Source organism: Pseudomonas asturiensis, from assembly GCF_900143095.1.
GTDB lineage: Bacteria > Pseudomonadota > Gammaproteobacteria > Pseudomonadales > Pseudomonadaceae > Aquipseudomonas > Aquipseudomonas asturiensis.
Genome location: NZ_FRDA01000005.1, coordinates 253,839 through 278,949, shown reverse-complemented (window position 1 = coordinate 278,949; position 25,111 = coordinate 253,839). Strand labels below are relative to the sequence as shown.

At 61.1% G+C, this 25,111-nt stretch carries 21 protein-coding genes; 8 read left to right on the top strand and 13 right to left on the bottom strand.

What is annotated here, in order from left to right; genetic code table 11:
* Window positions 1-64 precede the first annotated feature (64 nt).
* Entirely contained in the window at window positions 65-610 is a 546-nt protein-coding gene (locus BUB69_RS11660; protein ID WP_073166430.1) for a cytochrome b/b6 domain-containing protein, read from the bottom strand.
* Window positions 610-876 carry a PepSY domain-containing protein gene (locus BUB69_RS11655; RefSeq protein WP_024688578.1) on the bottom strand — a complete coding sequence of 89 codons (267 nt, stop codon included), beginning with the start codon at window positions 874-876 and terminating at the stop codon, window positions 610-612. The genes BUB69_RS11660 and BUB69_RS11655 overlap by 1 nt, the downstream gene beginning before the upstream one ends.
* Window positions 877-1,033: 157 nt before the next feature.
* Here BUB69_RS11655 and BUB69_RS11650 point away from each other — a divergent pair, with 157 nt between their 5' ends.
* On the top strand, window positions 1,034-1,693 hold the full coding sequence (locus tag BUB69_RS11650) for a response regulator (RefSeq protein WP_073166427.1): 660 nt from the start codon (window positions 1,034-1,036) through the stop codon (window positions 1,691-1,693).
* Entirely contained in the window at window positions 1,693-3,066 is a 1,374-nt protein-coding gene (locus BUB69_RS11645) for an ATP-binding protein (protein ID WP_073166424.1), read from the top strand. Before BUB69_RS11650 ends, BUB69_RS11645 begins: the two co-directional genes overlap by 1 nt.
* A 9-nt stretch (window positions 3,067-3,075) precedes the next feature.
* Here BUB69_RS11645 and amaA read toward each other — a convergent pair whose 3' ends face one another.
* Window positions 3,076-4,362 (bottom strand): L-pipecolate oxidase, encoded by a 1,287-nt coding sequence (gene amaA / locus BUB69_RS11640; RefSeq protein ID WP_073166421.1) that lies wholly within the window; start codon window positions 4,360-4,362, stop codon window positions 3,076-3,078.
* A gap of 24 nt (window positions 4,363-4,386) precedes the next feature.
* Window positions 4,387-5,877: an L-piperidine-6-carboxylate dehydrogenase gene (gene amaB, locus BUB69_RS11635; protein WP_073166418.1), complete on the bottom strand. Its 1,491-nt coding sequence runs from the start codon at window positions 5,875-5,877 to the stop codon at window positions 4,387-4,389.
* A 247-nt stretch (window positions 5,878-6,124) separates the two neighbouring features.
* Here amaB and BUB69_RS11630 point away from each other — a divergent pair, with 247 nt between their 5' ends.
* The 3 genes from BUB69_RS11630 to BUB69_RS11620 all read left to right on the top strand — a co-directional run bounded on the left by BUB69_RS11630 (window position 6,125) and on the right by BUB69_RS11620 (window position 11,287).
* Window positions 6,125-7,372 carry a 2-aminoadipate transaminase gene (locus BUB69_RS11630; RefSeq protein WP_073166415.1) on the top strand — a complete coding sequence of 416 codons (1,248 nt, stop codon included), beginning with the start codon at window positions 6,125-6,127 and terminating at the stop codon, window positions 7,370-7,372.
* 46 nt (window positions 7,373-7,418) lie between these two features.
* The gene (gene hglS / locus BUB69_RS11625) at window positions 7,419-8,801 is read left to right on the top strand and encodes a 2-oxoadipate dioxygenase/decarboxylase HglS (protein ID WP_073166412.1); all 1,383 of its coding nucleotides are present in this window, start codon (window positions 7,419-7,421) and stop codon (window positions 8,799-8,801) included.
* A gap of 1,157 nt (window positions 8,802-9,958) precedes the next feature.
* Window positions 9,959-11,287: a DUF3100 domain-containing protein gene (locus BUB69_RS11620; RefSeq protein WP_073166409.1), complete on the top strand. Its 1,329-nt coding sequence runs from the start codon at window positions 9,959-9,961 to the stop codon at window positions 11,285-11,287.
* Window positions 11,288-11,413: 126 nt separating this feature from the next.
* Here the strand turns inward: BUB69_RS11620 and BUB69_RS11615 are convergent, their stop codons facing one another.
* Complete coding sequence (locus tag BUB69_RS11615; RefSeq protein WP_073166405.1) at window positions 11,414-12,319, bottom strand: LysR substrate-binding domain-containing protein; 906 nt, start codon at window positions 12,317-12,319, stop codon at window positions 11,414-11,416.
* A gap of 127 nt (window positions 12,320-12,446) precedes the next feature.
* Here BUB69_RS11615 and BUB69_RS11610 point away from each other — a divergent pair, with 127 nt between their 5' ends.
* A complete protein-coding gene (locus BUB69_RS11610; RefSeq protein ID WP_073166402.1) occupies window positions 12,447-13,823 on the top strand; it encodes an L-serine ammonia-lyase in 1,377 nt (458 codons plus the stop codon).
* A 234-nt stretch (window positions 13,824-14,057) separates the two neighbouring features.
* On the opposite strand, the gene BUB69_RS11605 is transcribed toward BUB69_RS11610, so the two are convergent.
* The 5 genes from BUB69_RS11605 to epsC are packed head-to-tail and all read right to left on the bottom strand — an operon-like array spanning window position 14,058 to window position 19,323.
* Entirely contained in the window at window positions 14,058-15,215 is a 1,158-nt protein-coding gene (locus BUB69_RS11605) for a M20 aminoacylase family protein (RefSeq protein WP_024688380.1), read from the bottom strand.
* Between the two features lie 5 nt (window positions 15,216-15,220).
* Window positions 15,221-16,738 carry an aldehyde dehydrogenase family protein gene (locus tag BUB69_RS11600; protein ID WP_073166399.1) on the bottom strand — a complete coding sequence of 506 codons (1,518 nt, stop codon included), beginning with the start codon at window positions 16,736-16,738 and terminating at the stop codon, window positions 15,221-15,223.
* Between the two features lie 3 nt (window positions 16,739-16,741).
* Entirely contained in the window at window positions 16,742-17,632 is an 891-nt protein-coding gene (locus BUB69_RS11595; protein ID WP_073166764.1) for an NAD(P)-dependent oxidoreductase, read from the bottom strand.
* A 14-nt stretch (window positions 17,633-17,646) separates the two neighbouring features.
* The gene (locus BUB69_RS11590) at window positions 17,647-18,540 is read right to left on the bottom strand and encodes a VOC family protein (protein ID WP_073166396.1); all 894 of its coding nucleotides are present in this window, start codon (window positions 18,538-18,540) and stop codon (window positions 17,647-17,649) included.
* A gap of 18 nt (window positions 18,541-18,558) precedes the next feature.
* On the bottom strand, window positions 18,559-19,323 hold the full coding sequence (gene epsC, locus BUB69_RS11585; RefSeq protein ID WP_073166394.1) for a serine O-acetyltransferase EpsC: 765 nt from the start codon (window positions 19,321-19,323) through the stop codon (window positions 18,559-18,561).
* 104 nt (window positions 19,324-19,427) lie between these two features.
* Between epsC and BUB69_RS11580 the strand changes: the two genes are divergently transcribed.
* Complete coding sequence (locus tag BUB69_RS11580; RefSeq protein ID WP_073166391.1) at window positions 19,428-20,333, top strand: LysR family transcriptional regulator; 906 nt, start codon at window positions 19,428-19,430, stop codon at window positions 20,331-20,333.
* Between the two features lie 146 nt (window positions 20,334-20,479).
* Here BUB69_RS11580 and BUB69_RS11575 read toward each other — a convergent pair whose 3' ends face one another.
* Together BUB69_RS11575 and BUB69_RS11570 are read right to left on the bottom strand one after the other, a co-directional pair.
* On the bottom strand, window positions 20,480-21,211 hold the full coding sequence (locus BUB69_RS11575; RefSeq protein WP_073166389.1) for an aspartate/glutamate racemase family protein: 732 nt from the start codon (window positions 21,209-21,211) through the stop codon (window positions 20,480-20,482).
* Window positions 21,212-21,221: 10 nt separating this feature from the next.
* Window positions 21,222-21,941, bottom strand: a complete 720-nt coding sequence (locus BUB69_RS11570; protein WP_073166386.1) for a GntR family transcriptional regulator — start codon at window positions 21,939-21,941, stop codon at window positions 21,222-21,224.
* Between the two features lie 346 nt (window positions 21,942-22,287).
* Here BUB69_RS11570 and BUB69_RS11565 point away from each other — a divergent pair, with 346 nt between their 5' ends.
* The gene (locus BUB69_RS11565) at window positions 22,288-23,739 is read left to right on the top strand and encodes an NCS1 family nucleobase:cation symporter-1 (RefSeq protein WP_073166383.1); all 1,452 of its coding nucleotides are present in this window, start codon (window positions 22,288-22,290) and stop codon (window positions 23,737-23,739) included.
* A 71-nt stretch (window positions 23,740-23,810) separates the two neighbouring features.
* Here the strand turns inward: BUB69_RS11565 and BUB69_RS11560 are convergent, their stop codons facing one another.
* A complete protein-coding gene (locus BUB69_RS11560) occupies window positions 23,811-25,061 on the bottom strand; it encodes an OprD family porin (protein WP_073166762.1) in 1,251 nt (416 codons plus the stop codon).
* Window positions 25,062-25,111 lie beyond the last annotated feature (50 nt).

Here is a 25,111-nt window from a genome sequence, read left to right as displayed (position 1 = left end):
AACATCACTGTGGTGAAAGATAAGGGAGCAGCCGTTTGGGTATGGCGTTAGCGTTGCACGGCTGTTATGGCCGCTTGTCTTCAGGCAACGGACGCCGTTTGCCTGTCAGCATCGACAGCGGCAGGTTGTCACGCACCTGAACGCTCTCGAAAAGGGCCGCTGCCATGTGCAGCACCACCAGCGCGCACAGCGTGTTGGCCAGGGTTTCGTGAATCTGCAGCGGCCAGTCGGCACCCCAGAACGCATCGACTTCCTCCATCAGGAAACCGGTCAGGCCCATGCCGAAGATCATCAGCATCATCAGAATCATGACCAGCGCACCCAGCGGCGAATGACCGAGGCGGTGCGCAGGCTGGCGCTTGATCAGCGAGCGCACATGCGCCCGCAGCCTTGTCGGGGTCGGCCAGAAGTCGCTCCAGCGCGCACTGGTCGGCCCGACGAATCCCCACACGACCCGCACTGCCAGCCAGACCACTGCGTAGTAGCCCAGCCAGACGTGCCAGTCATCGCCGGCTTCGTTGAAGAAGTAGTTGGCGATGAAGACACCCGCAATCGAGACGTGAAACAGCCTGACCAGCGGGTCCCAGAGGCGCAGGGAAGCCTGGCTCATCAGCCCTTGATCTCGCTCTTCACCGCTTTGCCGGTGACCGGATCGTGATAGATCTCGACCTTGCGCTTGTCCTTGTCGAAGCCGTAGATCTCGTAGCAGTTGCCGTCAGTGACCTTGAACTTGGTGATCTCGTAACCCTGAGCCTTGAGCTGCTCCTGGAACTTGGTCTGGTCCTGCCACTGGGACTTTTCAGCGGTGGTGCATTGCGGGCCGGCCAGCGCCAACGGACTGGCCAACAACAGGGAAATCAGCAGGACTTTACGCATGGGAAATACTCGCAGGCAGTTAAGGAGTGCTCACTGTGCGAAACGAATCTTAGGAAAAGCTTAACGCGCAACAGCTGGTAACATCTTCCCGGCGCCGGGCACTTCGCGAAACTGCATCATGGCGCCCTTCTCCCCCACAATCATTGGTCCAAACGCTATGCGCCTGCTTCTTGTCGAGGATGATCGAGCGATCGGCCAGGGTATCCGGGTGGCCCTCAACACCGAGGGTTACACGCTCGACTGGCTCGAAGACGGGCTTAGCGCGCTGCACGCCCTGCGCAGCGAACCGTTCGACCTGCTGCTGCTCGACCTGGGCCTGCCGCGCATGGACGGCTTCGACCTGCTGCGCCAGTTGCGCGCCGAAGACATCACCTTGCCCGTGTTGATCATGACCGCCCGCGACGGCACAGCCGACCGCATCGCCGGGCTGGATGCCGGGGCCGATGACTACCTGATCAAGCCCTTCGATGTCGAAGAGCTCAAGGCCCGCGTCCGGGCGTTGCTGCGCCGCAGTCAGGGACGCGCACAGCCGCTGCTGGAACACGCCGGCATCAGCCTCGACCCCGCCTCGCAGCAGGTCAGTTTTCAAGGCAATGAGGTGCTGATGACGCCGATGGAGTATCAGTTGCTGCATCAACTGATGATCCGCCCCGGCAAGGTGGTGACTCGCGAGCGCTTGTCCAACACCTTGTATGGCTGGCAGGACAAGGTCGAAAGCAACACGCTGGAAGTGCTGATCCATAACCTGCGCAAGAAACTGTCCACCGAACTGATCCGTACAGTCCGCGGCGTCGGTTACCTGCTGGAGCTCAAGTGATGACCTCGGTACGTGCACGCATTCTGGTCCCGGTGCTGCTGCTGTTGCTGCTCGGCGACCTGACCATCAGCCTGCTCGCCTTGCGCGACAGCCACCATGAAATCGAAGAAGTCTACGACGCGCAGCTCGCCCAGAGCGCACGCCTGCTGCAAGGCGTGCTGCGTCAACGGGCGGCGGGCGAACAGGATCTGGACAAGCTTTATCAGGCCTTCGATGAAGCCATGAGCCGGGTCGGCACCAGCGGTGTGGCGCATCCCTATGAAACCCGCCTGACCTTTCAGGTGTGGCGCACCTCGGGCGAGCTGCTGGTACGCTCGGCCGAAGCCCCCTTGCTAACAGCACCGCCCAGCGAGGAAGGCTCCCACGACCTGATCGAAAACGGCAACGAGTGGTGCGGCTTTCTGCTGGCCGATCCGCAGCAGGGTTTCCTGATCTGGGTGGGCGAGCGCGACGATGTGCGGCAGGACCTGATCCAGCGCATCGTCAGCCACACCCTGTGGCCTGCGCTGATCGGCGTTCCACTGTTGATCGTGGCCATCTGGCTGGCCATTGGCTGGGGCCTGCGCCCGCTGCAACGGATGGCCCGGCTGATCAGCCGACGGGACGCCGACAGCCTGGAGCCGCTCGACGTCTCGCCGCTGGCCAAGGAGCTGGAGCCCATGCAGCACGCGCTCAACAGCCTGCTGACCCAGATCGAGAATGTGCTGGATCGTGAACGCCGCTTTATCGCTGACGCCGCTCACGAACTGCGTACGCCGCTGACCATCCTGCGTATTCATGCGCAAAACGCCCGGCAGGCCGAGACGCCGGAACAGCGTCTGGAAGCGCTGGATTTTCTGGTCCACGGCGTCGACCGCGCAGCGCGTCTGGCGAGCCAGTTGCTGACCATGGCACGTCTTGAGCCCCGCTTGAGCGACAGCCAGTTGACCCGCTTTGAATTGAACACGCTGGTGCGCGAAGAAATGGCCGAGCTGACCCCGCTGGCGCTGGAAAAACGTGTCGATCTGGTGTTCGAAGCGGGGGAAGACTGCGTCATCCACAGCGACCCGGCGGCCATCACTATCGCGCTGCAGAACCTGCTGACCAACGCGCTGAACTTCGCCCCGCCTGCCAGCGAAATACGGGTGGCGCTGCACCCTCAGCAGGACGGCAGCGCACACCTCTCAGTCGAGGACGCAGGCCCCGGTATCGATGAGCAACAGAAGGCGCGTCTGTTCGAGCGCTTCTACAGTCAGGGCAACAGCAATGGAGCAGGCCTGGGGCTGGCGATCGTCGATATGATCGTGCGCAAGCTGGAAAGCAGCCTGCACTTGCGCAACTCGGCGCAAGGCGGGCTGTGTGCAGAATTGCGGCTCAGGAGCAGAACCGTTTGAAACAGCGCTTCACAGCACCACACGCAGGCACTGGCCTGCGTGATACAGCGTGAATCCGGCGTCGTACGCCAGTGTACGTATCGCGCTGCCGGACACTTTCTGACTGCTGGAAAAACTCACCGGCAGTGCCTGAGCATCGTTGGTCAGCAGGTAGTCGGCAAAACACTTGCCCACCAGCGTGCCGGTGGTCACGCCCCGTCCGTTGAAGCCCGTCGCGGCCAACAGCCCTGGCGCGGGCTCGAACAGGCGTAACAGGTGATCAGGCGTAAACCCGATACGGCCCGTCCAGGTGCTTTCCCACTCGACCTTGCCCAACTGCGGAAAGTAATGCTGCTGGATACGGTCGGCCCAACGGCGAATGAACCACAGCGGGTAGTTACCCGCATTGCCCAGACTGCCAAGCACCAGACGCCCCTGTGCGTCGCGACGGATACTGCTGAGCACCGTGCGCGTGTCCCACGAACCTTGTCCACCGCGCAGAATATCGGCCTGTTCCGCACCCGAGAGCGGCTGCGAAGCGACCTGATAGTAGTAACCGGCGAAGATGTGGTCCTTGACGTCAGTCCACTCGCCTTCGGTGTAGGCGTTGGACGCAATGATCACTTTTTCCGCGCGCACGCTGCCCGCTGCGGTGGAGACCTTCCAGCCATCGCCCGTACGTTGCAGGCCCGTGACCGGCGACTCACCGAACAATTGCCCACCCCGCGCCACCACGTTCAGCGCCATGCCCGACACATAGGCCATCGGGTTGACGGTGCCAGCACGATGGTCCAGCAACGCCCCGGCGACCTTGTCGGTGCCGCACGCGTCTTCACAGGCGTTGCCGGTCAGCAATTCGACGTTGGCGCCGCGCCGTTGCCACTGCTCGACGCGGCTGCGCAAGTCAGCCAGGCCTTTGGCGTTGTGCGCCATGTGCAGGTTGCCGGTGCGGGTTTCCTGACAGTCGATGTTGTATCGGTCGATGGTCGAAAACACCAGCGCAGGTGCAGCACCCAGCGCGGTATTGAGCCGCGTGGCCTCGACAGCGCCCAGGGTCTTTTCCAGCTCATCGGGCGCAACCCAGGTCCCGGCGTTCACCAGACCGACGTTACGCCCGGATCCGCCGTGGCCGACCTGATGCGCTTCGACCACGCACACCGACTTGCCGCCCTCAAGCAACTGGAGGGCGGCCGACAGCCCCGTGAAACCTGCGCCGATGATGCAGACATCAGCGCTCCGCTCGCCGGTCAGCGCAGGGCTGACCGGACGTTGCGGCGTCAACTGCTCCCAAAGACACCCTTCTCGCAAGTGCGCCATCGAAAAACTCCAGCCATGCCCGAATCAATCAAAGACGATGCCCTGAGCCAACGGCAGCTCGCGGGAGTAGTTAACGGTGTTGGTTTGCCGACGCATGTAGGCGCGCCATGAATCGGAACCCGACTCACGACCGCCGCCGGTTTCCTTCTCGCCACCGAACGCGCCACCAATTTCCGCACCGCTGGTGCCGATATTGACGTTGGCGATGCCGCAATCGCTGCCCGCCGCACTCTGGAACGCCTCGGCTTCACGCAGGTCGGTGGTAAAAATGCACGACGACAGGCCTTGTGGCACTTCATTGTTCAGACGCAGCGCTTGCTCGAAGTCATCGTAGGCCAGCACGTACAGAATCGGCGCGAAGGTCTCGTGACGCACCACGTCGCTCTGACCCGGCATTTCTGCGATGGCTGGAGTGACGTAGTAGCCGTTCGGGTATTTGTCCTGCAATTGACGCTCGCCACCGAATACCTGGCCGCCCTCGTCACGGGCCTTGGTCAACGCATCCTGCATGGCCGAGAACGCCTGCTGGTCGATCAGCGGGCCAATCAAATTGCCTTCGCGTGGATCGCCGACGCGCACCTTGGCGTAGGCGGCCTTCACCCGCGCGACCACTTCGTCCTTGATCGAGCGATGCACGATCAGACGGCGCAAGGTCGTGCAGCGCTGTCCTGCCGTGCCCACGGCGCTGAACAGAATGCCGCGTACAGCCAGGTCCAGGTCGGCGCTCGGGGCGAGGATCATCGCATTGTTGCCGCCCAGTTCCAGAATGCTGCGACCGAAGCGCGCCGCCACACGAGGACCGACTTCACGGCCCATGCGGGTGCTGCCGGTGGCGCTGATCAGCGGCACGCGCGGGTCATCGACCAACGCCTGGCCGGCATCACGATCACCGATCACCAGTTGCGCAAGGCCTTGCGGTGCATCACCAAAAATCTTCAGTGCCTTATCGAACAGCGCCTGACACGCCAGTGCGGTCAGCGGCGTCTTCTCCGATGGTTTCCAGATCACCGGGTTGCCGCAAACCAGCGCCAGCGTGGTGTTCCACGCCCAGACGGCGACCGGGAAGTTGAACGCGCTGATCACACCGACCACGCCCAGCGGATGCCAGGTTTCACGCATGTGGTGACCGGGACGCTCGGAAGCGATGGTCAGGCCGTACAACTGGCGCGACAGGCCGACAGCGAAGTCGCAGATGTCGATCATTTCCTGCACTTCACCCAGACCTTCCTGAGTGATCTTGCCGGCTTCAACCGACACCAGTTCGCCCAGTTGAGCTTTGTGTTCACGCAGCACTTCACCAAAAATACGCACCAGCTCGCCACGGCGTGGGGCCGGTACGGTACGCCATTTCAGAAACGCTTCATGGGCCGTGCCGATACGCGCCTGCACCTGAGCGCTGCTTTCCAGCGTGACCGAAGCGATCTGGCTGCCATCGATAGGGGTATGAACGGGGTAACTGCCGTCCGTGTAAGCGCCTTTCGCCACGCCCAGATTTGCTAACAACTCGGCAACCATGCTGATTCTCCTGTCATGACAAGGGTTGAAATCATTGATGACCCAGTATCGACCCGTTCAAGGGCTGCTCACAAACGACGTTTTCGAAAAACATGATTCCTTTTAGGAATGAACTTTGACTGGCTGTGGGCATTAAAAGCCTGAACTTCCTGAATTATTGGAATGACCCGGTGATTTTATTTCGTTTGCGAGCGACCTGACTTGTGCGTTTGGATAGGCCATCACGCAACCGTCGCAGAGCCTGTCCATGAGCGAACACATCAGCGAATCCATTTCCTTCGTCCACAGCATGACGCTGTCCCACGGCCGCAACGCGGAAGTCTGGGACATTAACGGCAAGCGCTACATCGACTTTGTAGGCGGCATCGGCGTGCTTAACCTGGGGCATTGCAACCCGCAGGTGGTCCAGGCGATTCAGGAACAGGCGACCCGGCTGACCCACTACTGCTTCAACGCCACGCCGCACCAGCCTTATCTGCAGTTCATGGAGCGACTGACGCAGTTCGTGCCCGTGAGTTATCCGTTGAGCGGCATGCTCACCAACAGCGGCGCAGAGGCCGCGGAAAATGCCCTGAAAATCGTCCGTGGCGCGACGGGACGCACCGCCGTCATCGCCTTCGACGGCGGCTTTCATGGTCGCACGCTTGCCACCCTGAACCTCAATGGCAAGGTCGCGCCTTACAAACAGAAAGTCGGCGTGTTGCCGGGGCCGGTGTTTCATATCCCGTTTCCGAGCAAGGACAACGGCGTGACCACCGAGCAAGCGCTCAAGGCCATGGATCGTCTGTTCAGTGTCGAGATCGACGTCAACGACGTGGCGTGCTTCATGTTCGAACCCGTGCAGGGCGAAGGCGGTTTTCTGGCCATGGAGCCGGACTTTGCTCAGGCGCTGCGCGCGTTTTGCACCGATAAAGGCATTGTGCTGATCGCCGATGAAATCCAGTCGGGCTTTGGCCGTACCGGGCAGCGTTTTGCGTTCACCCGTCTGGGCATCGAACCGGACCTGATCCTGCTGGGCAAAAGCATCGCCGGGGGTATTCCGCTGGGCGCGGTGGTCGGGCGCAAGGCATTGCTCGATAACCTGCCCAAAGGAGGACTGGGCGGCACCTATTCCGGCAACCCGATTGCCTGCGCGGCAGGCCTGGCGTCGCTGGCGCAGATGACCGACGAGCATCTGTCGAGCTGGGGCGAGCAACAGGAAAGCGCCATCGTGTCGCGCTACAACGCCTGGCAGGCGAGCAAACTCTCGCCCTACCTGGGCAGGTTGACCGGTGTCGGCTGCATGCGCGGAATTGAACTGACGACACCCGACGGCGCTCCGGCGACAAAACAACTCGCCGAACTGCTGACCTCGGCCAGAGAAGCCGGACTACTCTTGATGCCCAGCGGCAAGTCGCGGCACATCATTCGCCTGCTGATTCCCCTGACCATCGAGCCTGACGTGCTGAACGAAGGGCTGGATATTTTCGAGCGTTGCCTGGCGGCGCTGGCCTGAATTAATGACCGATCAAGACCGGGAAGAGTACGGAGAGACAACCCTGATGAGCACTGCACGCTTTGCCAATCCTGACGACATTCGCGCGGGCTTCTCCCGCGCCATGTCGCAGATGTACAAGGAAGAAGTCCCGCTGTATGGCACGCTGATGGAGCTGGTGAGCGAGGTCAACGACCGGGTCATGAGTCGTGACCGAAGCATATTGGACAGCCTGACGCAGACCGGCGAAATCCAGCGACTGGACATGGAGCGTCACGGCGCAATACGGGTCGGTACTGCTCAGGAGCTGGCCACCCTCGCCCGCCTGTTTGCAGTCATGGGCATGCAACCTGTGGGTTATTACGACCTCACGCCTGCAGGTGTCCCGGTGCATTCGACGGCCTTTCGCGCCGTGCATGAACGCGCATTGCAAGTCAGCCCGTTTCGCGTGTTCACCTCATTGCTGCGTCTGGAATTGATCGAAAGTGACAGCCTGCGTGAGTTTGCCGGTCAGGTGCTCGCCACGCGTCAGATCTTCACCGCGAAAGCGCTTGAGCTGATCGACAGGCACGAGCAGGACGGCGGCCTGAACGATACCGATGCAGCCGAGTTCATTCAGCAGGCGCTGGAAACCTTCCGCTGGCACAGCACGGCCACGGTCTCGCTGGAAGACTACACCCAGCTCAATGCCCAGCATCGCCTGATCGCTGATGTGGTGGCGTTTCGGGGGCCGCACATCAATCACCTGACCCCGCGCACACTGGACATCGACGCCGTGCAGTCGGGCATGCCCGGCAAAGGCATCACGCCCAAGGCGGTGGTCGAAGGCCCGCCGCGCCGCCGTTGTCCGATCCTGCTGCGCCAGACCAGCTTCAAGGCGCTGGAAGAGCCGATCACCTTCGTCGGCCAGGGCGCCAACGAGTCCGGCAGCCATTCGGCACGGTTCGGCGAAATCGAACAACGCGGCGCAGCACTGACGCCCAAGGGCCGAGCGTTATACGACCGGTTGCTGAACACAACCCGCGATGAGCTGGGCGAATTCCCCAATGAAGCCAACGCGCTGCGCTACGCGGCGTTGATGGAGAAAAACTTTCAGGCATTCCCCGACAGCTATAACGAGATGCGCGCTGAAGGCCTCGCGTACTTCCGTTACTTCCCGACCGAGCAAGGACTTGCGGCGCGCGCAGACGCAGGTGCTGACCTTGAGCAACTGATCCAGGCCGGTCACGTGCGTTTCGAACCGCTGGTGTACGAGGATTTCCTGCCGGTCAGCGCGGCAGGCATCTTCCAGTCCAATTTGGGCGACAACGCGCAGACGCATTATGCGATCAGCTCGAACCAGGAAGATTTCCAGCAGGCGCTGGGTCGCGAGACGCTTGACGAGTTGACGCTGTACGCCGAGACCGAGCGCAGGTCATTGGATGCGTGCATGACAGCGCTGGGGCTGTGACCTTGTAAATGCGGGAAACAGCAAACACAGACGTGTGGGAGATACCGCCGCCTTTTCGGGGCTGAGCTGTCTGGCGGCCAACACCGGACCTCGTGGGAGTGAGCTTGCTCGCGAAAGCCGTGTTTCACACGCAACATCTCGACTGGATGTACCGGCCTCCTAGCGGGCATGCTGACCATGGCGTTGCGCGTCACAGGGGTTATGGAGTGCGGATTCAGTGAACCGAGTGCCTGGCTCAGGTCACCTTTGCGCCCTTACGGCGCCCTACTTTGAGGGACCAAAGTAGGCAAAGTCCCAAGCTCCGGTTCCGGCCCCGGCTTCGCCGGGGTTCCTTCGTCCTGTCACTGATTCGGGGGTCGCCGCAAATGGGCCATCCATGGCCCAGTGCGGCTCAATCGGCATCCCTGCCGATTGCCCCCCGAATCAGCGCCAGGACTCAGCCTTCACCCGCGTCGCGATCGGCGGTGTTCCCACTGCCGCGTAAAAAAAGCGTGCCAATGCTGCTGCGTTTTTTGGAAACTCAGAAGACTCACTTTAGAACGTCTGACTGGATCACGATGAAACCCAGTGGGAGCGAGCTTGCTCGCGAAAGGGCCATTCCATCCAATCGAGAGGTTGTGCTTGAACAATAGCCTTCGCGAGCAAGCTCGCTCCCACAATGTCCGGTGCTTGCCGCGCTACTGCGCTACGTCGAAGATGCAGTGAGACCTCCCACGACCCAGTGGTTGCTGCGAGCCAGCGGCGTGTTGTAGACCCGGCGGTATCTCCCAACAGGTTATGCGTTCAGTCAGCCCCTGCCGTTTTGAGCCTGCAAAATACGCCCTGATCATCCCCTTTCAGTGTTCTCTTTAAAGCAACGATAAATAAAATTCGCAATATTGGTGTGCAACCTCCCGCTATGCATACTGCGATGGCGCGAGTGTCCTGAACGCGGTTGTTCGAAAAGTTCAACATCGCTTGCAGGATTTCTCCAGCAAGGCTCGAAGCAGCCTGGGTCCGGTCATTCGGGCCTTATAAAAATACTCGGCCCGACAACGGCCTCCATGACTCCATGGACTTCAAACGCTGCCCTGGCGCGTGACTGCGCCTACCTGAAAAAAACAGAATAACGATTGATAAGGCCTGAAAAAGGTCATTCAGCAGGCAAGGGGATCATCATGCAAAACGCACACACCGCCGTGGTGGGCGACAAACAGGCCGTTTCTTCGACGGTGAAACTGTATGTCTGGGCCGCCATCATCCTCGTTATTGCCGAAGCCATTGGTGCCTTCAGTATTCCGCTGGGCCCTGGCAAGGTGGTCCTGCTGCCAATGGTCTGGGCACTGTTGCTGGGCGCGATGATTGGCATCGCCAGTCGCCGCCTGCCGGGCACCATCGGTATCGATCACCGCACGCAACTGCGCTCCGCTTCGATTCTGCAACCTGCCCTGCTGATCTTTATCGCCAAGCTGGGGCTGGTGGTCGGCGGCTCGTTGCCGGTGGTCTTCGCTTCGGGTTGGGCGCTGGTGTTCCAAGAGTTCGGCCACTTTGTCGGCACCGTAATTCTGGGTCTGCCGGTCGCGCTGATGCTGGGTATCAAGCGTGAAGCGATTGGCGCGACCTTCTCGGTCGGGCGCGAACCCAGCCTGGCGATCATCGGTGAGCGCTACGGCATGGATTCCCCGGAAGGACGCGGCGTACTCGCTGAGTACCTCACCGGTACGCTGTTCGGCGCGCTGTTCATTGCCATCGTGGCCGGTTTCATTGCCAGCCTTAATATCTTTCATCCCAACTCACTGGCGATGGGCTCCGGCATCGGTTCAGGCAGCATGATGGCTGCCGCTGCGGGTGCGATTGCGGCTCAGCAGACACCGGAAGTGGCCAAGGAGGTCATGACCCTGGCGGCGGCTTCAAACCTGATCACCACCACCATCGGCACCTACTTCACGCTGTTCATTTCGTTGCCACTGGCGGTCTGGGGTTATCGGGTACTTGAGCCGCTGATCGGTCGCACCACCAAGGCGTCGATGAGTGAGGAAGGTCTGCGTCACAGTGACGTATCGCTGGACGTGCCGGAACTGGGCTGGTCGGGCAGAATCAGCGCGTGGCTGGCTGCGGGCGCGCTGGCCTTGATCGCCAACTACGTCGGCTACAAAACGCTGTCCGCCGACGCGTTCACCGGTATCGGCATCATGATCTTCTGCGCCTTCGTCGGTGAAGCGCTGTGCAGCCTGATTCGCCGCAAGATTCCGGCGGTGTGCATGGTGTCGCTGGTGGCGATGTTCCTGACCTCTCCGGCGTGCCCGTGGGCAGCGGAAATCGCTCGTCTGACCAGCTCGATCAACATGCTGGCCGTGATCACTCCGATGCTGACCTTCGCTGGCCTGTCGATTGCCAAAGACCTGCCGGCATTCCGTCGCCTGGGCTGGCGCATCGTGCTGGTGTCGTTCCTGGCCAACTTCGGCACCTTCATCGGCGCGGTGTTGATTGCCGAGATGTTCCATTGATCTGATCGCTATACCGGAGCCTGAAAGCGGGATCGGACTGGTCCGCGAAAGCTGTATTTGAACCGCTAACGCTTCAGCGGATATACAACCTTCGCGGACCAGTCCGCTCCTACAGCACGACCCGTTTCACGCCTCCTCTACCAGCCAGTCATGCACCGCCCGGCGTGCCGGGGTCGTCAGGGCACCTTCGCGGTAAGCCAGCACGTACTTCTTGCGGGCCTTGATCGGGTGGCCGAACGGCACGATCAGCAAACCCTGTTCCAGCTCATCGGTGATCAGCGCCTTGCGGGCGATGGCAACGCCCATGCCCATACGGGCGGCGTCGATGGTCAGGTGGTTGCGGTTGAAGGTGTGACCACGGCGCACGTCGATCCCATCGGCACCAATCGCGGTCAGGTAAAACTCCCACTCTGCGTATTCGTAACTGCCGCGCCAGGCGGTGATGTCGTGCAGCAATGGAAAGTGCACCAACTGGCTGGGCGTATCCAGCGGCGGCTTGCCTTCCAGCAGTTTGGGCGAGCAGACCGGGAACAGCTCTTCCTCCAGCAACGGCGTGGTGGACAGGCCCGGATAGCTGCCGTCATTCAGGTCGATGGCCAGATCGAAGTCGTCATCACGCAACGAGCCGCTGCTGTCTTCGGCGATGATCCGGAATTGAATGTCGGGAAACGCCTCCTGCAGGCGAGGCAGGCGCGGCATCAACCATTTGCTGAGGAACGACGGAATGCAGCGCAGTTTGAACACCCCGCCGATGCGCCCGGAATACAGCAGGCGCAACTCTTCGCTGATGCGGCTCTGCACTTCGTTGGCCACCACCGCCAGACGCTGTCCTTCAGCGGTCAGCTCAAGGCCGCGCCCGACCCGATGAAACAGCGCAAACCCCAGCCGTTCTTCGAGCTGGCGCATCTGCTGGCTGATCGCGCCTGGCGTGACGTGCAGTTCCTCGGCGCAGCGCGTAAAGGAAAGGTGTCGGGCTGCGCAGGCAAAGACCTGTAACCAGGCGTGCATCTGTGCATTGAAAATTCTGCTCATTGAAGAGTTCCGCTAAAGCGTGGCATAGGAACAATCGTTTGTCGTTTCGACAGCTGAAGCCAAAGATGAAAGCCAGAAAGAAGGAGTTTCAACTCCTCTGCATCATCTCATTTGAAGGACCTCCGTGATGGCTATCAGCGTCTTCGACATGTTCAAAATCGGCATCGGCCCGTCCAGTTCCCATACCGTCGGGCCAATGCGGGCCGGCGCGCTGTTTGTCACCGACCTGCGCAATCAGGATCGTCTGAGCAGCGTGGAGCGTGTCGAAGTGCGATTGTACGGCTCTCTGTCCGCCACCGGCATCGGTCATGGCAGTGATCGTGCGACGGTCATGGGCCTGATGGGTGAATGGCCAGACCAGATCGACCCCAGCCAGGTCAACCAGCGCATCGACGCGTTGCGTGCCGACGGCAAATTACTGCTGGCGGGCGAACAGAGCATCACCTTCGTCTGGGAACGTGACATGTGCCTGCTGGACGAAAGCCTGCCGTATCACCCTAATGGCATGACGCTGTGCGCCTATGGCAAGTCGGGCGAATTGTATGAGCAAACGTACTACTCGGTGGGTGGCGGCTTCGTGATCGATGCCGCACAGGCGGCCAGTGGTGTACTGGATGCGGATGATACTGTCCTGCCTTACGACTTCTCCAGTGGCGCGCAGTTGCTGAAGCTGTGCAAGACCCACGGCATGAGCATTTCCGAACTGATGATGGCCAACGAGAAGGTCTGGCGCAGTGAAGAGGAAATCCGCTCGCGCATCATGGTCATCTGGGCCGCGATGCAGGCCTGCGTGAACAAAGGCCTGCTTGAGACCGGCATTCTGCCCGGCGGCCTGAACGTGCGTCGCCGTGCCTATCGTCTGCATCAGAGCCTGCAAAACCTCGACAACCCCAATGTGATCGGCTCGACCCTCAGTGCCATGGAATGGGTCAACCTGTTCGCACTGGCTGTCAACGAAGAGAACGCCGCAGGCGGCCGCATGGTGACAGCACCGACCAATGGCGCGGCGGGCATCGTGCCCGCCGTGCTGCACTACTTTATGAAATTCAAACCCACCGCCAACGATGACGACGTGGTGCGTTTCTTCCTGAGCGCGGCTGCGGTAGGCATTCTGTGCAAGAAAAACGCCTCGATCTCGGGCGCTGAAGTGGGTTGCCAGGGTGAAGTGGGTTCAGCCTGCGCGATGGCGGCTGCGGGTCTGGCGGAAATTCTCGGTGCGACGCCAGAGCAGGTGGAAAACGCCGCCGAGATTGGCCTGGAGCACAACCTGGGCCTGACCTGCGATCCGGTCGGCGGACTGGTTCAGGTGCCCTGCATCGAGCGCAACGCCATTGCCGCCGTGAAAGCGATCAATGCCGCACAGATGGCTTTGCGTGGCGACGGCGAGCACTTTATCTCGCTGGACCACGCCATCCGCACCATGCGTGACACAGGCGCGGACATGCACGACAAATACAAGGAAACCTCACGCGGCGGCCTGGCGGTCAATCTGATTGAATGTTGAGCTGCGCACTCGACGGGTATCACAGGGTATTCGCGGACAAGTCCGCTCCCACTGGGAGCTGGTTTTCAACCTGGTAGAAGTGGACTTGTCCACGAAGACTGCTTTTCAGACGCAACCCTTCGACTGAACCCACCGGCCCCACCGGCTGAAACCGGTCCGCTCCCACCCAGTCCCGTATTGCCGAGAGACAGCGCCCTGTTATCGACAGGCGCTGTCTCCAGCGGTGCGCATCACTCACGCCACAGGCAAACACTGCTCCACCAACGACGTCCAGACCTTCACACCTGGCTCAATCACCTGATCGTTGAAGTCGTAATACGGGTTGTGCAGCGCGGCTGATGGCTTCTCTCCGTCAACGCCCATCCAGATGTAGGCACCCGGGCAGGCGTGCAGCATAAAGGCGAAGTCCTCGGAGGCCATGGACGGGTTGCAACCCCATTGCACGTTGGCTTCACCGACCGCCGCAACAGCGGCACGACGAATCGTTGCGGCGGCTTCGACGTGGTTCTCGGTGACCGGATAGCCAACGTTGTAAACCAGTTCTCCACGCACGCCGAACGCCATCGGCAGGCGCTCGACGAACTCGCCGATCCATTGCTGGACCTTCTCGCGCACCGGGGTTTGCAGACAACGAACGGTGCCCCGCAACACAGCCGTTTCCGGCAGCACGTTGATGGCCTCGCCGGCGTTGAACTGGGTGATGCTCACCACGGCGGAATCCAGCGGCGAAAGGCGCCGGGAGACGATGGTCTGCAAGCCCAGCACCAGTTCGGCGGCGGCCACGATCGGATCGTTGCCCTTGTCGGGCATGGCGGCGTGGCTGCCCTTGCCGGTCAGGGTGATTTCAAAGGTGTCCAGCGACGCCATCATCGGCCCCGGATTGACCACCACTTTCCCGGCAGGCACGCCCGGCCAGTTGTGCAGACCGTAAATAGCGTCCATCGGGAAGCGCTCGAACAACCCGTCCTCGATCATGCGCTGTGCGCCGCCGAGGTTTTCTTCGGCAGGCTGGAAGACGAAATGCACGGTCCCGCGAAAGCGCCGTGTCTCGGCCAGATGCCGCGCGGTGGCGAGCAGGATTGCAGTGTGACCGTCATGCCCACAGGCGTGCATGCAGCCCTTGTGCGCGGACTTGTGCACGCTGTCGCCCAGCTCCTGAATCGGCAGAGCGTCCATGTCGGCACGGATGCCGATGGTCGGGCCATCGCCGGTGCGCAAGGTGCCGACCACGCCGGTTCCGCCCAGGCCACGATGCACCTCAAGGCCAAAGCCGGTCAGCAGTTCTGCCACCTTGTCGGAGGTTTTCAGTTCCTGAAACCCCAGCTCCGGGGCCGCATGAATCATGCGGCGCCAGACGGTGGCCTCTTCGATCAATGTTTTGGCAATAGTCATGTCGATCACTCCAGGCTCGCGCCGTAGCCAAAGCTGGCGGCGGGTTTGGCGGCGGTCTCGACCCAGACGCTTTTCACTTCGCTGTATTCGCGCAGCGCATCAAGGCCCGAAGAACGACCATAGCCGCTTTCACCGTAGCCGCCAAATGGCGAGCTGACGTGAATGGTCTTGTAACCGTTGACCCAAAACGTACCGGCACGCACCTGTTTGGCCACGCGGTGAGCACGCCCCACGTCACGCGTCCAGACGCCACCGGCCAGACCGAAACGGCTGTCGTTGGCAATGCGGATAGCGTCTTCTTCGTCCTTGAACGGGATGGCCACGACCACCGGGCCGAAGATTTCTTCCTGCGCGCAGTACAGATCGTTGGTGCCCGCCAGCACGGTCGGGTTGATGTAGTAGCCCGGTTTGTCCGGGATCGGATCGGCATGCTCACCCACCAGCCTGGCGCCGTCTTTCAAGGCGCGCTCGACCATGGTTTTCACATGGCTGTACTGCTTGGCGTTGTTGATCGGGCCGATCTGGGTTTCAGGATCGCTTGGGTCGCCGACCTTGAATTGCGTCGCAGCGGTGGCCAATGCGTGGGTGAATTTTTCAAAAATCGATTCCTGCACCAGCAGACGCGAGCCGGACACGCAGCTCTGCCCTGCCCCGGAGAAAATCGCTGCCTGCGCGCCGCGCAAGGCGACGTCCAGATCGGCGTCTTCGAAGACGATGTTGGCCGACTTGCCGCCCAGTTCCAGCACCGCCGGAATGCAGCGTTGTGCCGCCGCGACGGCAATGTGACGGCCGGTTGCGGGCGAGCCGACGAACACGACTTTGCGAATGTCGGCCTTGGCGATGAATGCCTGACCAATCGAATGACCGAAACCGGCAATCACGTTGACCAGCCCTTTGGGAACACCTGCGCGCTCGATCAGCACGCCGACCACCAGCGAGCTTAAAGGCGTCAGTTCAGAAGGCTTGAGGATGACCGCGTTACCCGCCGCAATCGCCGGAGCGATCTGCCAGCCGCAGGTGAAAATCGGCGCGTTCCACGGAGTGATCTGCAGCACGGTCCCCAGCGGCTCGTAGGTCACGTAGTTCAGGTGCGTCGTCGGCACCGGAATGATCTCGCCGTGCAGTTTGTCGGCCCAACCGGCGTAGTACTCGAACATCTCGGCGACCTTGAGCACTTCAACACGCGCATCGCGGATCGGCTTGTTGGCGGTCAGGGATTCGATCTGGGCGAGGTTTTCCTGCGCTTCACGGATCAGATTGCCGACCTGGTACATGGCACGACCGCGCGCCTGCGCCGTCAACGCCCACCATTGAACCTGTGCGGCTTTCGCAGCGCTGTCGGCCTTCTCCACCAGCGACTCGTCGGCATCGGGAAAGCTCAGCAACAGGCTGTCGTCATGGGCATTGCGCACTTCAACCGGCGCGCCGTGGCCTTCGATGAACTCACCGCCCACGTAGCTGGCGATGACACTGCGATCGCCCCAGTAAGGACGCATCAGTTCGAGTATTTTTGCAGTGCTCATCACTTATTCTCCGTGACCGTAAAGTTTGGCATCAGTGCGTTGCACGATGGCGCAGAAGTCTTCGTTGTCTGCCAGGGTTTCGCTGCTGGCTTGCCACAATTGCGCAACCACACGCGACAACGGCAGGTCCATGTCCAGGCTGTCCGCCAGAGCACTGGCAAGGCCGACATCCTTGCGCATCAGGCCCATGGTGAAACCCGAGTCGTAAGCCTTGTTCAGCACCCACGTGGGAAACATGACCTGCGTCGCGCCGCTACGGCCAGAACCGGCGTTGAGGCCTTGCAGCAGTTTTTCCGGGTCGACACCCGCCCTGGCAGCCATCGCTACCGCTTCGGCGGTGCTGATCAAATGGCAGGCGGCAAGCATGTTGTTGGCGATCTTGGCCACATTGCCCGCGCCACACTGACCGACATGAACACGGGTGCCGCTCATACCCTCAAGCACTGGCATGGCCCGCGCCAGATCGGCGTCTTCGGCACCGATCACCATCGACATGGTGCCGGTGGCCGCGCCTTTGGGCCCGCCGGACACCGGCGCGTCGATGAAGGCGATCCCGGCCTTGGCCAGTTCGGCAGCGACCTTGCGGCTCATTTCCGGCGTCGAGGTGGTGGTATCGACCACGATCAACCCTTCGTGGCCCACGTCGAGAATGCCGCCTTCGCCGAGACAGACCGCCTCGACATGCTCAGCCTTGGGCAACGACAGGATCAGAACATCCACGCTCTGGATCAGCTGTTTACGGTCAGCGACCGGCTTGACGCCTTTGCTCTCGGCTGTTGCCAATGCGGCCTGCGACAGGTCAAAACCACTGACATCAAAGCCTTTGCCCGCCAGCGTCGCGGCCATGCCGCCGCCCATGTTGCCCAGTCCGATCACACCTGTTTTCAAAGTCATGTTCTGCATCTCGATTAGAGGTTTTGTACGAATTCAAGAATGACGTTGCCCGCCGCCTGCGGCTCGACCATGACGCGTCCGGGCACCTGCAAATGCGGCACCTGATTCTCGGCAAGAATGCTGCGTAGCGTGTCCAGGCTGGTGGTGTGCAGGCCGATGGCGATGGCGTGTGGCCGTTCGAGCCGGGCGCTTGGCAGTGGCATGTCGGGGTAGTGAAGTGCAGCCGTCGCCGTGTCCATCGCACGCAATACGCCGCACCGGGTGTCAACGAGCAGCACACCGTCCTGCCAACGCAGCGCATCGTCGCCGTACAGCGCTCGCCAGCGGGATTCAAGCTGTGCGGGGTCGGCCAGATAGGTGACGCTGACAATGCCATCCACCGCGTTGGGATGCTGCTGCCAGCCCGGCACCCAGATCAGTTCAGGGCGGTGCTGATGGCAGATGAAATTCGAAGCGTCAGGCAGTTCCGGGTCGATGAACAGGCCCAGCGAAACCACTGCCTCGTCGGGACGTCCGTCCGGCAGGGTCATGGCGCGGCGAAAGTCGATTCGTCCCTGACTGGGCAAACCGGCCTGCACCAGCCGTGCGTGGTCGGCATCGGCGTCCTTGCTGTGCAGCGCCACCAGCGATACACCTTCTTCGCCGCGATCCAGAAACTCGCCCAGCCGACGCCCGAAGCAGAAGCCATTGACCGAGCCGGTGCCAAACAGCGAGGCGTCGTGAATGCCGATCAACTCGATGAAATTGCTTTTGAACATCATCAGTGAGGTCACGCTGCCCCAAGGGTGGTAGCTGACCGGCGACGGCGCGAAGCCCATGCGTCGATACAGTTCAAGCGTGGCAGCATGGTCACGTACGGTGACCAGTGGGTGATCAATGCCTTGTGGAAACTGAGCGACGGCGGCCATGTGCGGTTTCTCCCTGAATCAGTCTTGAGACTTGCTGGTAAAGGTCGCCAGTGAATCTGGCGCGCGGCCGATGACGTTGGCCGGCGTACCGGCCACCACGACCCCGGCTTCCACAGGTTTGAGCACCACAGCACCTGCGGCGACGATGGCGCGCTCGCCCACGTCGATGTTGCCGAGCACCGTGGCGCCGGCGCAGATCAGTGCGCCACGGCGAATCTTCGGGTGCCGGTCCCCCGCCTCGCTGAGCGTGCTGCCCAGGGTGACGCCATGCCAGAGGCTGACTTCGTCCTCGACGACAGCGGTTTCGCCGATCACCAGGCCAATGCCATGGTCAACGAACAGCCGTTTGCCCAGCCGTGCGGCGGGGTGAATGTCGATGGCCCAGGTGTTGGCCGCCCAGTTCTGCAGCAGGACTGCGCTCTGGATGTCGCCGTCGTTCCACAGGGCATGGGCGATGCGGTACGCCTGCACTGCCTGAATGCCGCGAAAGGTCAGAAATGCAGTGAGATGATCAGGACAGGCCGGGTTGACGATCACCAGATGGTTGATGTCCGCCGCGGCCGATTCGGCAATCTCAGGGTGCGCTTGAAGAATGGCACTGAACCAGCTGACCAGGTCTGTCGCTGCCACCTGGGCCTGCAACTGATTGGCCAGATTGGCGGCGAGGGCCGACTCGAAAGACGCATGCGTCAACAATCGATCATGACCGTAACGACCCAGGACCGGGTTGCGTTCGCCCAGCTGTTTTGCCTGCTCCCGCAGACGCTGCCAAAGAGCCTTCATACGCCCTCCCTTGTGCTGATGACCGAGTATGGACAGCGCTCTACCCTCTCAGCAATAATCCAGAAATTGAATTTATGTTGCCTTCAGCGCAACACAGGACAGCCATGAGTCTGGTGCAGGATCGTCGGATCCTTTATTTCTTCGAAGCGGTGCGGCTGGGCAGCGTGCGGGCTGCGGCGGACTTTTTGAACGTCGCGCCGTCTGCTGTCAGCCGCCAGATTGCGCAACTGGAACACGAACTGGGGTCGCCTTTGCTGGAAAGGCATCGGCGCGGGGTCAAGCCCACCGAAGCGGGTGACAAGGTGCTGGCCTACTACCGACAGCGGCTGACGCAACAGGAAGTCCTGCTGGACTCGATCCAGGCACTGCGCGGCCTGCACAGCGGCTCGGTGACGCTGGTGTCCGGGGAAGGTTTTCTGGAAAGCCTGGCGCAGCCGCTGGCGAAGTTCTCGGCGCTGTACCCACGAATTGAATTGATCGTGAACGTCTGCGGCAGCAACGAGGTGATCCGCCAGGTGGTAGAGGACGAAGCGCATATCGGTCTGGTGTTCAACCCGGCCGCTGATCCGAAAATCCGTTCTCATGCCCATCAGCGCCAGCCGGTCTGCGTAGTGACGGCCCCGGATCATCCGCTGACGCAGCAAGCAGGCCCCATCGAACTCAAGACCCTGGATGACTACCGCCTGGCACTGCCCGCTGTTTCATACGGCATCCGGCAGATTCTTCTGGAGGCCGAGCACCAGTTAGGCGTCACGCTGGAACCCACCCTGACCTGCAACACCTTCGCGATGCTCAAGCACTTCGCCATGCAGGGCGGTGTCACGCTGCTGCCGACCTTTGTCGTGGAAGAGGAAATCAAGAGCGGAAAATTGCGCGCCCTGCCATTGCAGAACGAAGTGTTCAGCAGTCCGCAAACGCACCTGATCAGCCGACTGGGCCGACAGCTCAGCGTGGGGGCCAGTCGGCTGATGGGCATGTTGCTGCAGGACATGGCGGCGTTCAGGAACTGAGCAGGAATGTGCGCGGCAAACACCGGGCGTCGTGGGAGCTGGCTCGCGAAAGCGGGTTTGCAGACGCCCAACCTCTGGAAGACCATTCCAGCTTCGTCGTGAGTAAGTGACTCCCACACTCTCAGGACGTGCCACAGAGCGCCTGATTACCGGCTCAAATACCCGAACCTTCCCTTGAACGGCTTGCTGATCGGGTCGGCCAGATCGCCATATTTACTGGTGGTCAGCCCCAGGTCCACCAGCGATTCGGCCAGTTTCACTGCGGCACTCACCCCATCGATGACCGGCAGACCTACCGCTTCGCTCAGTTGCCTGCCCAGGTCAGCCATACCACCACAGCCCAGCACAATGGCACCCGCGCCTTCTTCATCGCGCGCCTGGCGCGCCTGTTCAGCCATGCGTTCGACCAGTTCCGGGCCGCTTTCTTCCAGCGCCAATACCGGCAGATCAATGCAACGCACCGACGTGCACAACCCGCTGAACCCATAACGTTGCAGCAAATGCTCGGCGATGATCCGGGTGCGGGTCAGGGTCGTGACAACGGCAAAGCGGGTGGAGATCAGGCTTGCCATATGAAAGGCAGCCTCGGCGATACCGATCACCGGTGCGCTCGCGGCTTCACGCGCGGCCAACAAACCTGGATCGCCAAAGCAGGCAATGATGTGCGCATCGACGTGCTGCTCACGACCTTTGCGCACTTCTTCCAGCACGCCCAGGGTCGCAATCGCTTCATCGAAATGCCCTTCGATGGACACCGGACCATCGGCCGGCGTGCAGGCGAGGATTTGCGTGCCGGGCCGTGCAATGGCTTCGGCTGCCAGGCCCATCTTGCGGGTCATCGCTTCGCTGGTGTTGGGATTGATCAGTTGGATACGCACCGGGCCTCCTTCAGCGCCGTTTGAAAATACTGTGGAAATCCACGGTCTCGTTGACGGGTTCATCCACGTTCAGGCTCGCGCGGATACGCCGCAGGTGCTCGGCCATCCACATCCGTGCCTCTTCGCCCTGACCGGCTTCCAGCAATGTCAGCAGGTCGGCATGCTCACCGCAGTCGCAGCCGACACTGCGCCGCGAGCCATACACCGCGACGATCAATGACGAACGGGTGGTCAAGTGAGCAACCTGCTCGGTCAGCACCTGATTGCCTGCCAGCGCGCACAACTGAACATGAAAACGTGCGGACAGTTGAATGGCCTCACTGTGACGCCCCGCGTGCTGGGCCTGGTGTTCCTGATCACAGAGCGTGCGCAGTGCGTCAAGACGCTGGCCGCTGACACGCAAGGCGATGGCGTCCATCAAGGCAGGTTCGATCAGTTGCCGGGCACCGAGCACATCCTGCGCCTCCTGGGCCGAGGGCTGGGCGACTTCCGCACCGCGTTTGGGACGCAAGGTCACCAGACGTTCCAGCGCCAGACGCTGCAGCACTTTGCGAATGCCCGTGCGACTGATCTCAAACACTTCGGCCAGCGCGTCCTCCGGCAAACGCGTGCCGGGCGCAAGTCGATGCTCGACGATGGCTTCCAGAACATGCTGATAGATCTGCTCATCACGGCCTTTTTCATCGGCAGCGGGTGCAATAAACAGAGGTGCGCTGGAAGGTCGGGTCATGGCATCACATCGTTCTCGGCATACAGATCGTATACAAGAATAGTGCCCGATGATGTTCGCGCTGAACAGCGCTATCTAAAAGACATCACTCAACAGGCGCTACGTTTCGGAGCATTTTCTGCACCTTAAACGCGCAAAAGCGCCCTATTTACGTGCATATCAGTGACCGACACAGGGTTGACCAAGACGTCAGCTTTTCCGTTAAAAAGCTCGCCGTGACAAGACGTTCACGCTCATCGTGGGCAACCGGATCAGGCATGGCACATGTCTTGCGTACACGATCGTATACAAAAAAACCAACGATCGTACCCCGATCCCATCACGAATCAGCGAGGGAGTAACGCACATGACAGACCAACGCCCAGCCGGGTACAGTCCGCGCCTGCACAACCATGATTTGGGACCGGTCCCGCAAAAGTGGACCTGGTACAACATTCTGGCGTTCTGGATGAGCGACGTGCACAGCGTCGGCGGTTACGTCTTCGCGGCCAGCCTGTTCGCCCTTGGCCTGGCCAGCTGGCAGGTGCTGATCGCGCTGCTGGTCGGCATCTGCATCATTCAGGTCATCGCCAACCTGGTTGCCAAACCCAGCCAGCAAGCGGCGGTGCCCTACCCGGTCATCTGCCGCCTGGCGTTCGGCGTGTTCGGGGCCAACATTCCGGCCATCATTCGCGGGCTTATTGCCGTGGCGTGGTATGGCATTCAAACCTACCTGGCGTCCAGTGCTCTGGTGATCGTGGTGCTGCGGTTCTTCCCGGAACTGGCGGCCTATCAGAGCGTGACCTTTCTCGGTCTGTCCTGGCTGGGCTGGTACGGTTTTCTCGCGCTCTGGGTGGTTCAGGCTGCGGTGTTCTGGACCGGCATGGAATCGATCAGACGCTTCATCGACTGGGCCGGCCCTGCCGTGTACGCCGTGATGTTCGCCCTGGCAGGCTGGATCGTCTGGCGCGCAGGCTGGGATAACATCAGCTTCACGCTGGCCGAGAAAGAGCTGTCGGGCTGGGCGGCGTTCGGTCAGGTGGTCATGGCCATTGCGCTGGTGGTTTCGTACTTTTCAGGTCCGACGCTGAATTTCGGTGATTTCAGCCGCTACTGCCGCAGCATGGCGGACGTGCGCCGTGGCAACTTCTGGGGCCTGCCGGTGAATTTTCTGGCGTTCTCGCTGGTGACCGTGGTGATCGTGTCAGGCACGCTGCCCATCTTCGGTGAAATGATCCACGACCCGATTGCCACCGTAGCGCGCATCGACAACACGACGGCCGTGCTGCTGGGCGCGTTCACCTTCGTCACTGCAACCATTGGCATCAACATCGTCGCCAACTTTGTGTCCCCGGCCTTCGATTTCGCCAACGTGGCACCGAGCCGCATCAGCTGGCGCGCAGGCGGCATGATCGCCGCCGTGGCATCCATCTTCATCACGCCCTGGAACCTGTTCAATAACCCGGAGGTGATCCACTACACCCTGGACGTACTCGCCGCCTGCATCGGCCCGCTGTTCGGCATTTTGTTGGTGGACTACTACGTGATCAAGAAACAGCAGATCGACGTGGACGCCCTGTTCAACGACACCCCGAGCGGTCGCTACTGGTACAGCAACGGCGTGAATTGGGTCGCCGTAAAAGCGCTGCTGCTGACCGCGCTGGTCGGCCTGTGCTTCACCTTCATTCCCTGGTTCAAGCCCATCGCCAATTTCGCCTGGTTCACCGGCTGTATTCTGGGCGGCGTGCTGTATTACGGGCTGACCAAAGGCTCGCCGGTCCAGGCCGCCAACATGGCGCCGACGGCCAGCCACGTCTGATCAAGGTTTCGCCCATCACTGACAATGCCTGGCTTGCCCAGGCATTGTGCTTTTCTGGAAAGGTTTTCTTCTTACCAGAGTGCGATGTCGTAAGTCAGGTAAAGCCGATTGCTGTCGCGCCCTCGGGCGAAATCGGATCGGTACACGTAGTTACGCAGTTTGATGCCCAGCCCCTTGAAGGCACCGCCTTGCAAGACGTAGGCAATCTCGGCATCCCGCTCCCACTCACGCAGCTGCGCCGGGCCTGACTTCTCGTTGTCGCCCCGCAGGTAGCGGGTGGAAAACGTCAGCCCCGGCGCACCGAGACGGGCGAAATCGTAGCCATAGCTGACCATCCAGGTTTTCTCGTCTTCCTCGATGAACTTGCCGATGCCCACGTTACTGAACGAATACACCGTCGCACCGCTTATATAAGGAAGGCCTGCATCGCCACTCAGCACCTGATAGCCGGCCCCGACGCTGTGCCCCGACAACGCATAGGTCAACTGACCGCTGAGCATGTCATTGTCGATCTTGCCGCCGCGCGCAGCGCCCGCATCCACGCTGTGAAAATAGCGCAGATCACTGGTGAGCACGCCGGAACCCAGCTTCAGATCATGCTGAATGGACGCAAACTGCTGACGATAGAACTCCTCCAGCTCACCGTAGAAATAGCTCAGACGAATCGTCTTGCCGAGCCGGTAATCGCCCCCGGCATAGGAAAAGTCAGAGCCCTTGCCGCTGAAGCCATCCGGGATGATCGAGCGGCTGTCCGAGGAGTCGCGCAACTTGAACTGATCGAGCCGTCCACCCGTCAACGTCAGATTTTCGATGTCTGTGCTGGTGAACTGGGCGCCTTGATAGACCTGCGGCAACAGCCGGGCATCGTTGTAGACCAGCACCGGTGTCTTGGGCAGCAACGAACCATACTTCACGGTGGTTTTGGCCAGACGCACCTTGGCGGCGGCTCCCAGACTCGAAAACTCGTCGGCCGCCCGGCCATCGCTGTGGACCGGCAACAAGCCCGTGCCGCTGCGTCCCTTGCCGGAATCCAGCTTGATCCCCAGCAGGCCCGAGGCATCGAAGCCCAAACCCAGCATGCCTTGGGTGAAGCCGGACTGATAATCCAGCAGCAGCCCTTGCGCCCACTCGGTACGCTCGCTCTTGGCCGTCGATGCAGCGCGGGCACTCAGGCCGTGTTCGTCACGAAAGTTTTCGTTGAAATACACGTTGCGCAGTTGCAGTTTCAATTTGCTGTCTTCAATGAAACCGTCTGCGCTGACCCAGGGGGCAACACTCAACAGCAGTGAAGGCAAGGCTGCGCGTTGGAAAAATGTGTTCATGCTCATGGCTCTTTCTTGTTATTGGAGGCGCAGCTATCCGCCCGCCCGAT

Excerpts from the sequence above, each read along its gene's own strand:
- BUB69_RS11605 (WP_024688380.1), bottom strand. The coding sequence starts at position 15,215 with ATGACTATTGCCAAAACATTGATCGAAGAGGCCACCGTCTGGCGCCGC.
- BUB69_RS11645 (WP_073166424.1), top strand. The coding sequence starts at position 1,693 with ATGACCTCGGTACGTGCACGCATTCTGGTCCCGGTGCTGCTGCTGTTG.
- BUB69_RS11660 (WP_073166430.1), bottom strand. The coding sequence starts at position 610 with ATGAGCCAGGCTTCCCTGCGCCTCTGGGACCCGCTGGTCAGGCTGTTT.
- amaA (WP_073166421.1), bottom strand. The coding sequence starts at position 4,362 with ATGGCGCACTTGCGAGAAGGGTGTCTTTGGGAGCAGTTGACGCCGCAA.
- BUB69_RS11655 (WP_024688578.1), bottom strand. The coding sequence starts at position 876 with ATGCGTAAAGTCCTGCTGATTTCCCTGTTGTTGGCCAGTCCGTTGGCG.
- hglS (WP_073166412.1), top strand. The coding sequence starts at position 7,419 with ATGAGCACTGCACGCTTTGCCAATCCTGACGACATTCGCGCGGGCTTC.
- amaB (WP_073166418.1), bottom strand. The coding sequence starts at position 5,877 with ATGGTTGCCGAGTTGTTAGCAAATCTGGGCGTGGCGAAAGGCGCTTAC.
- BUB69_RS11565 (WP_073166383.1), top strand. The coding sequence starts at position 22,288 with ATGACAGACCAACGCCCAGCCGGGTACAGTCCGCGCCTGCACAACCAT.
- BUB69_RS11590 (WP_073166396.1), bottom strand. The coding sequence starts at position 18,540 with ATGGCCGCCGTCGCTCAGTTTCCACAAGGCATTGATCACCCACTGGTC.
- epsC (WP_073166394.1), bottom strand. The coding sequence starts at position 19,323 with ATGAAGGCTCTTTGGCAGCGTCTGCGGGAGCAGGCAAAACAGCTGGGC.
- BUB69_RS11580 (WP_073166391.1), top strand. The coding sequence starts at position 19,428 with ATGAGTCTGGTGCAGGATCGTCGGATCCTTTATTTCTTCGAAGCGGTG.
- BUB69_RS11610 (WP_073166402.1), top strand. The coding sequence starts at position 12,447 with ATGGCTATCAGCGTCTTCGACATGTTCAAAATCGGCATCGGCCCGTCC.
- BUB69_RS11570 (WP_073166386.1), bottom strand. The coding sequence starts at position 21,941 with ATGACCCGACCTTCCAGCGCACCTCTGTTTATTGCACCCGCTGCCGAT.
- BUB69_RS11620 (WP_073166409.1), top strand. The coding sequence starts at position 9,959 with ATGCAAAACGCACACACCGCCGTGGTGGGCGACAAACAGGCCGTTTCT.
- BUB69_RS11650 (WP_073166427.1), top strand. The coding sequence starts at position 1,034 with ATGCGCCTGCTTCTTGTCGAGGATGATCGAGCGATCGGCCAGGGTATC.
- BUB69_RS11615 (WP_073166405.1), bottom strand. The coding sequence starts at position 12,319 with ATGAGCAGAATTTTCAATGCACAGATGCACGCCTGGTTACAGGTCTTT.
- BUB69_RS11600 (WP_073166399.1), bottom strand. The coding sequence starts at position 16,738 with ATGAGCACTGCAAAAATACTCGAACTGATGCGTCCTTACTGGGGCGAT.
- BUB69_RS11630 (WP_073166415.1), top strand. The coding sequence starts at position 6,125 with ATGAGCGAACACATCAGCGAATCCATTTCCTTCGTCCACAGCATGACG.
- BUB69_RS11560 (WP_073166762.1), bottom strand. The coding sequence starts at position 25,061 with ATGAACACATTTTTCCAACGCGCAGCCTTGCCTTCACTGCTGTTGAGT.
- BUB69_RS11595 (WP_073166764.1), bottom strand. The coding sequence starts at position 17,632 with ATGACTTTGAAAACAGGTGTGATCGGACTGGGCAACATGGGCGGCGGC.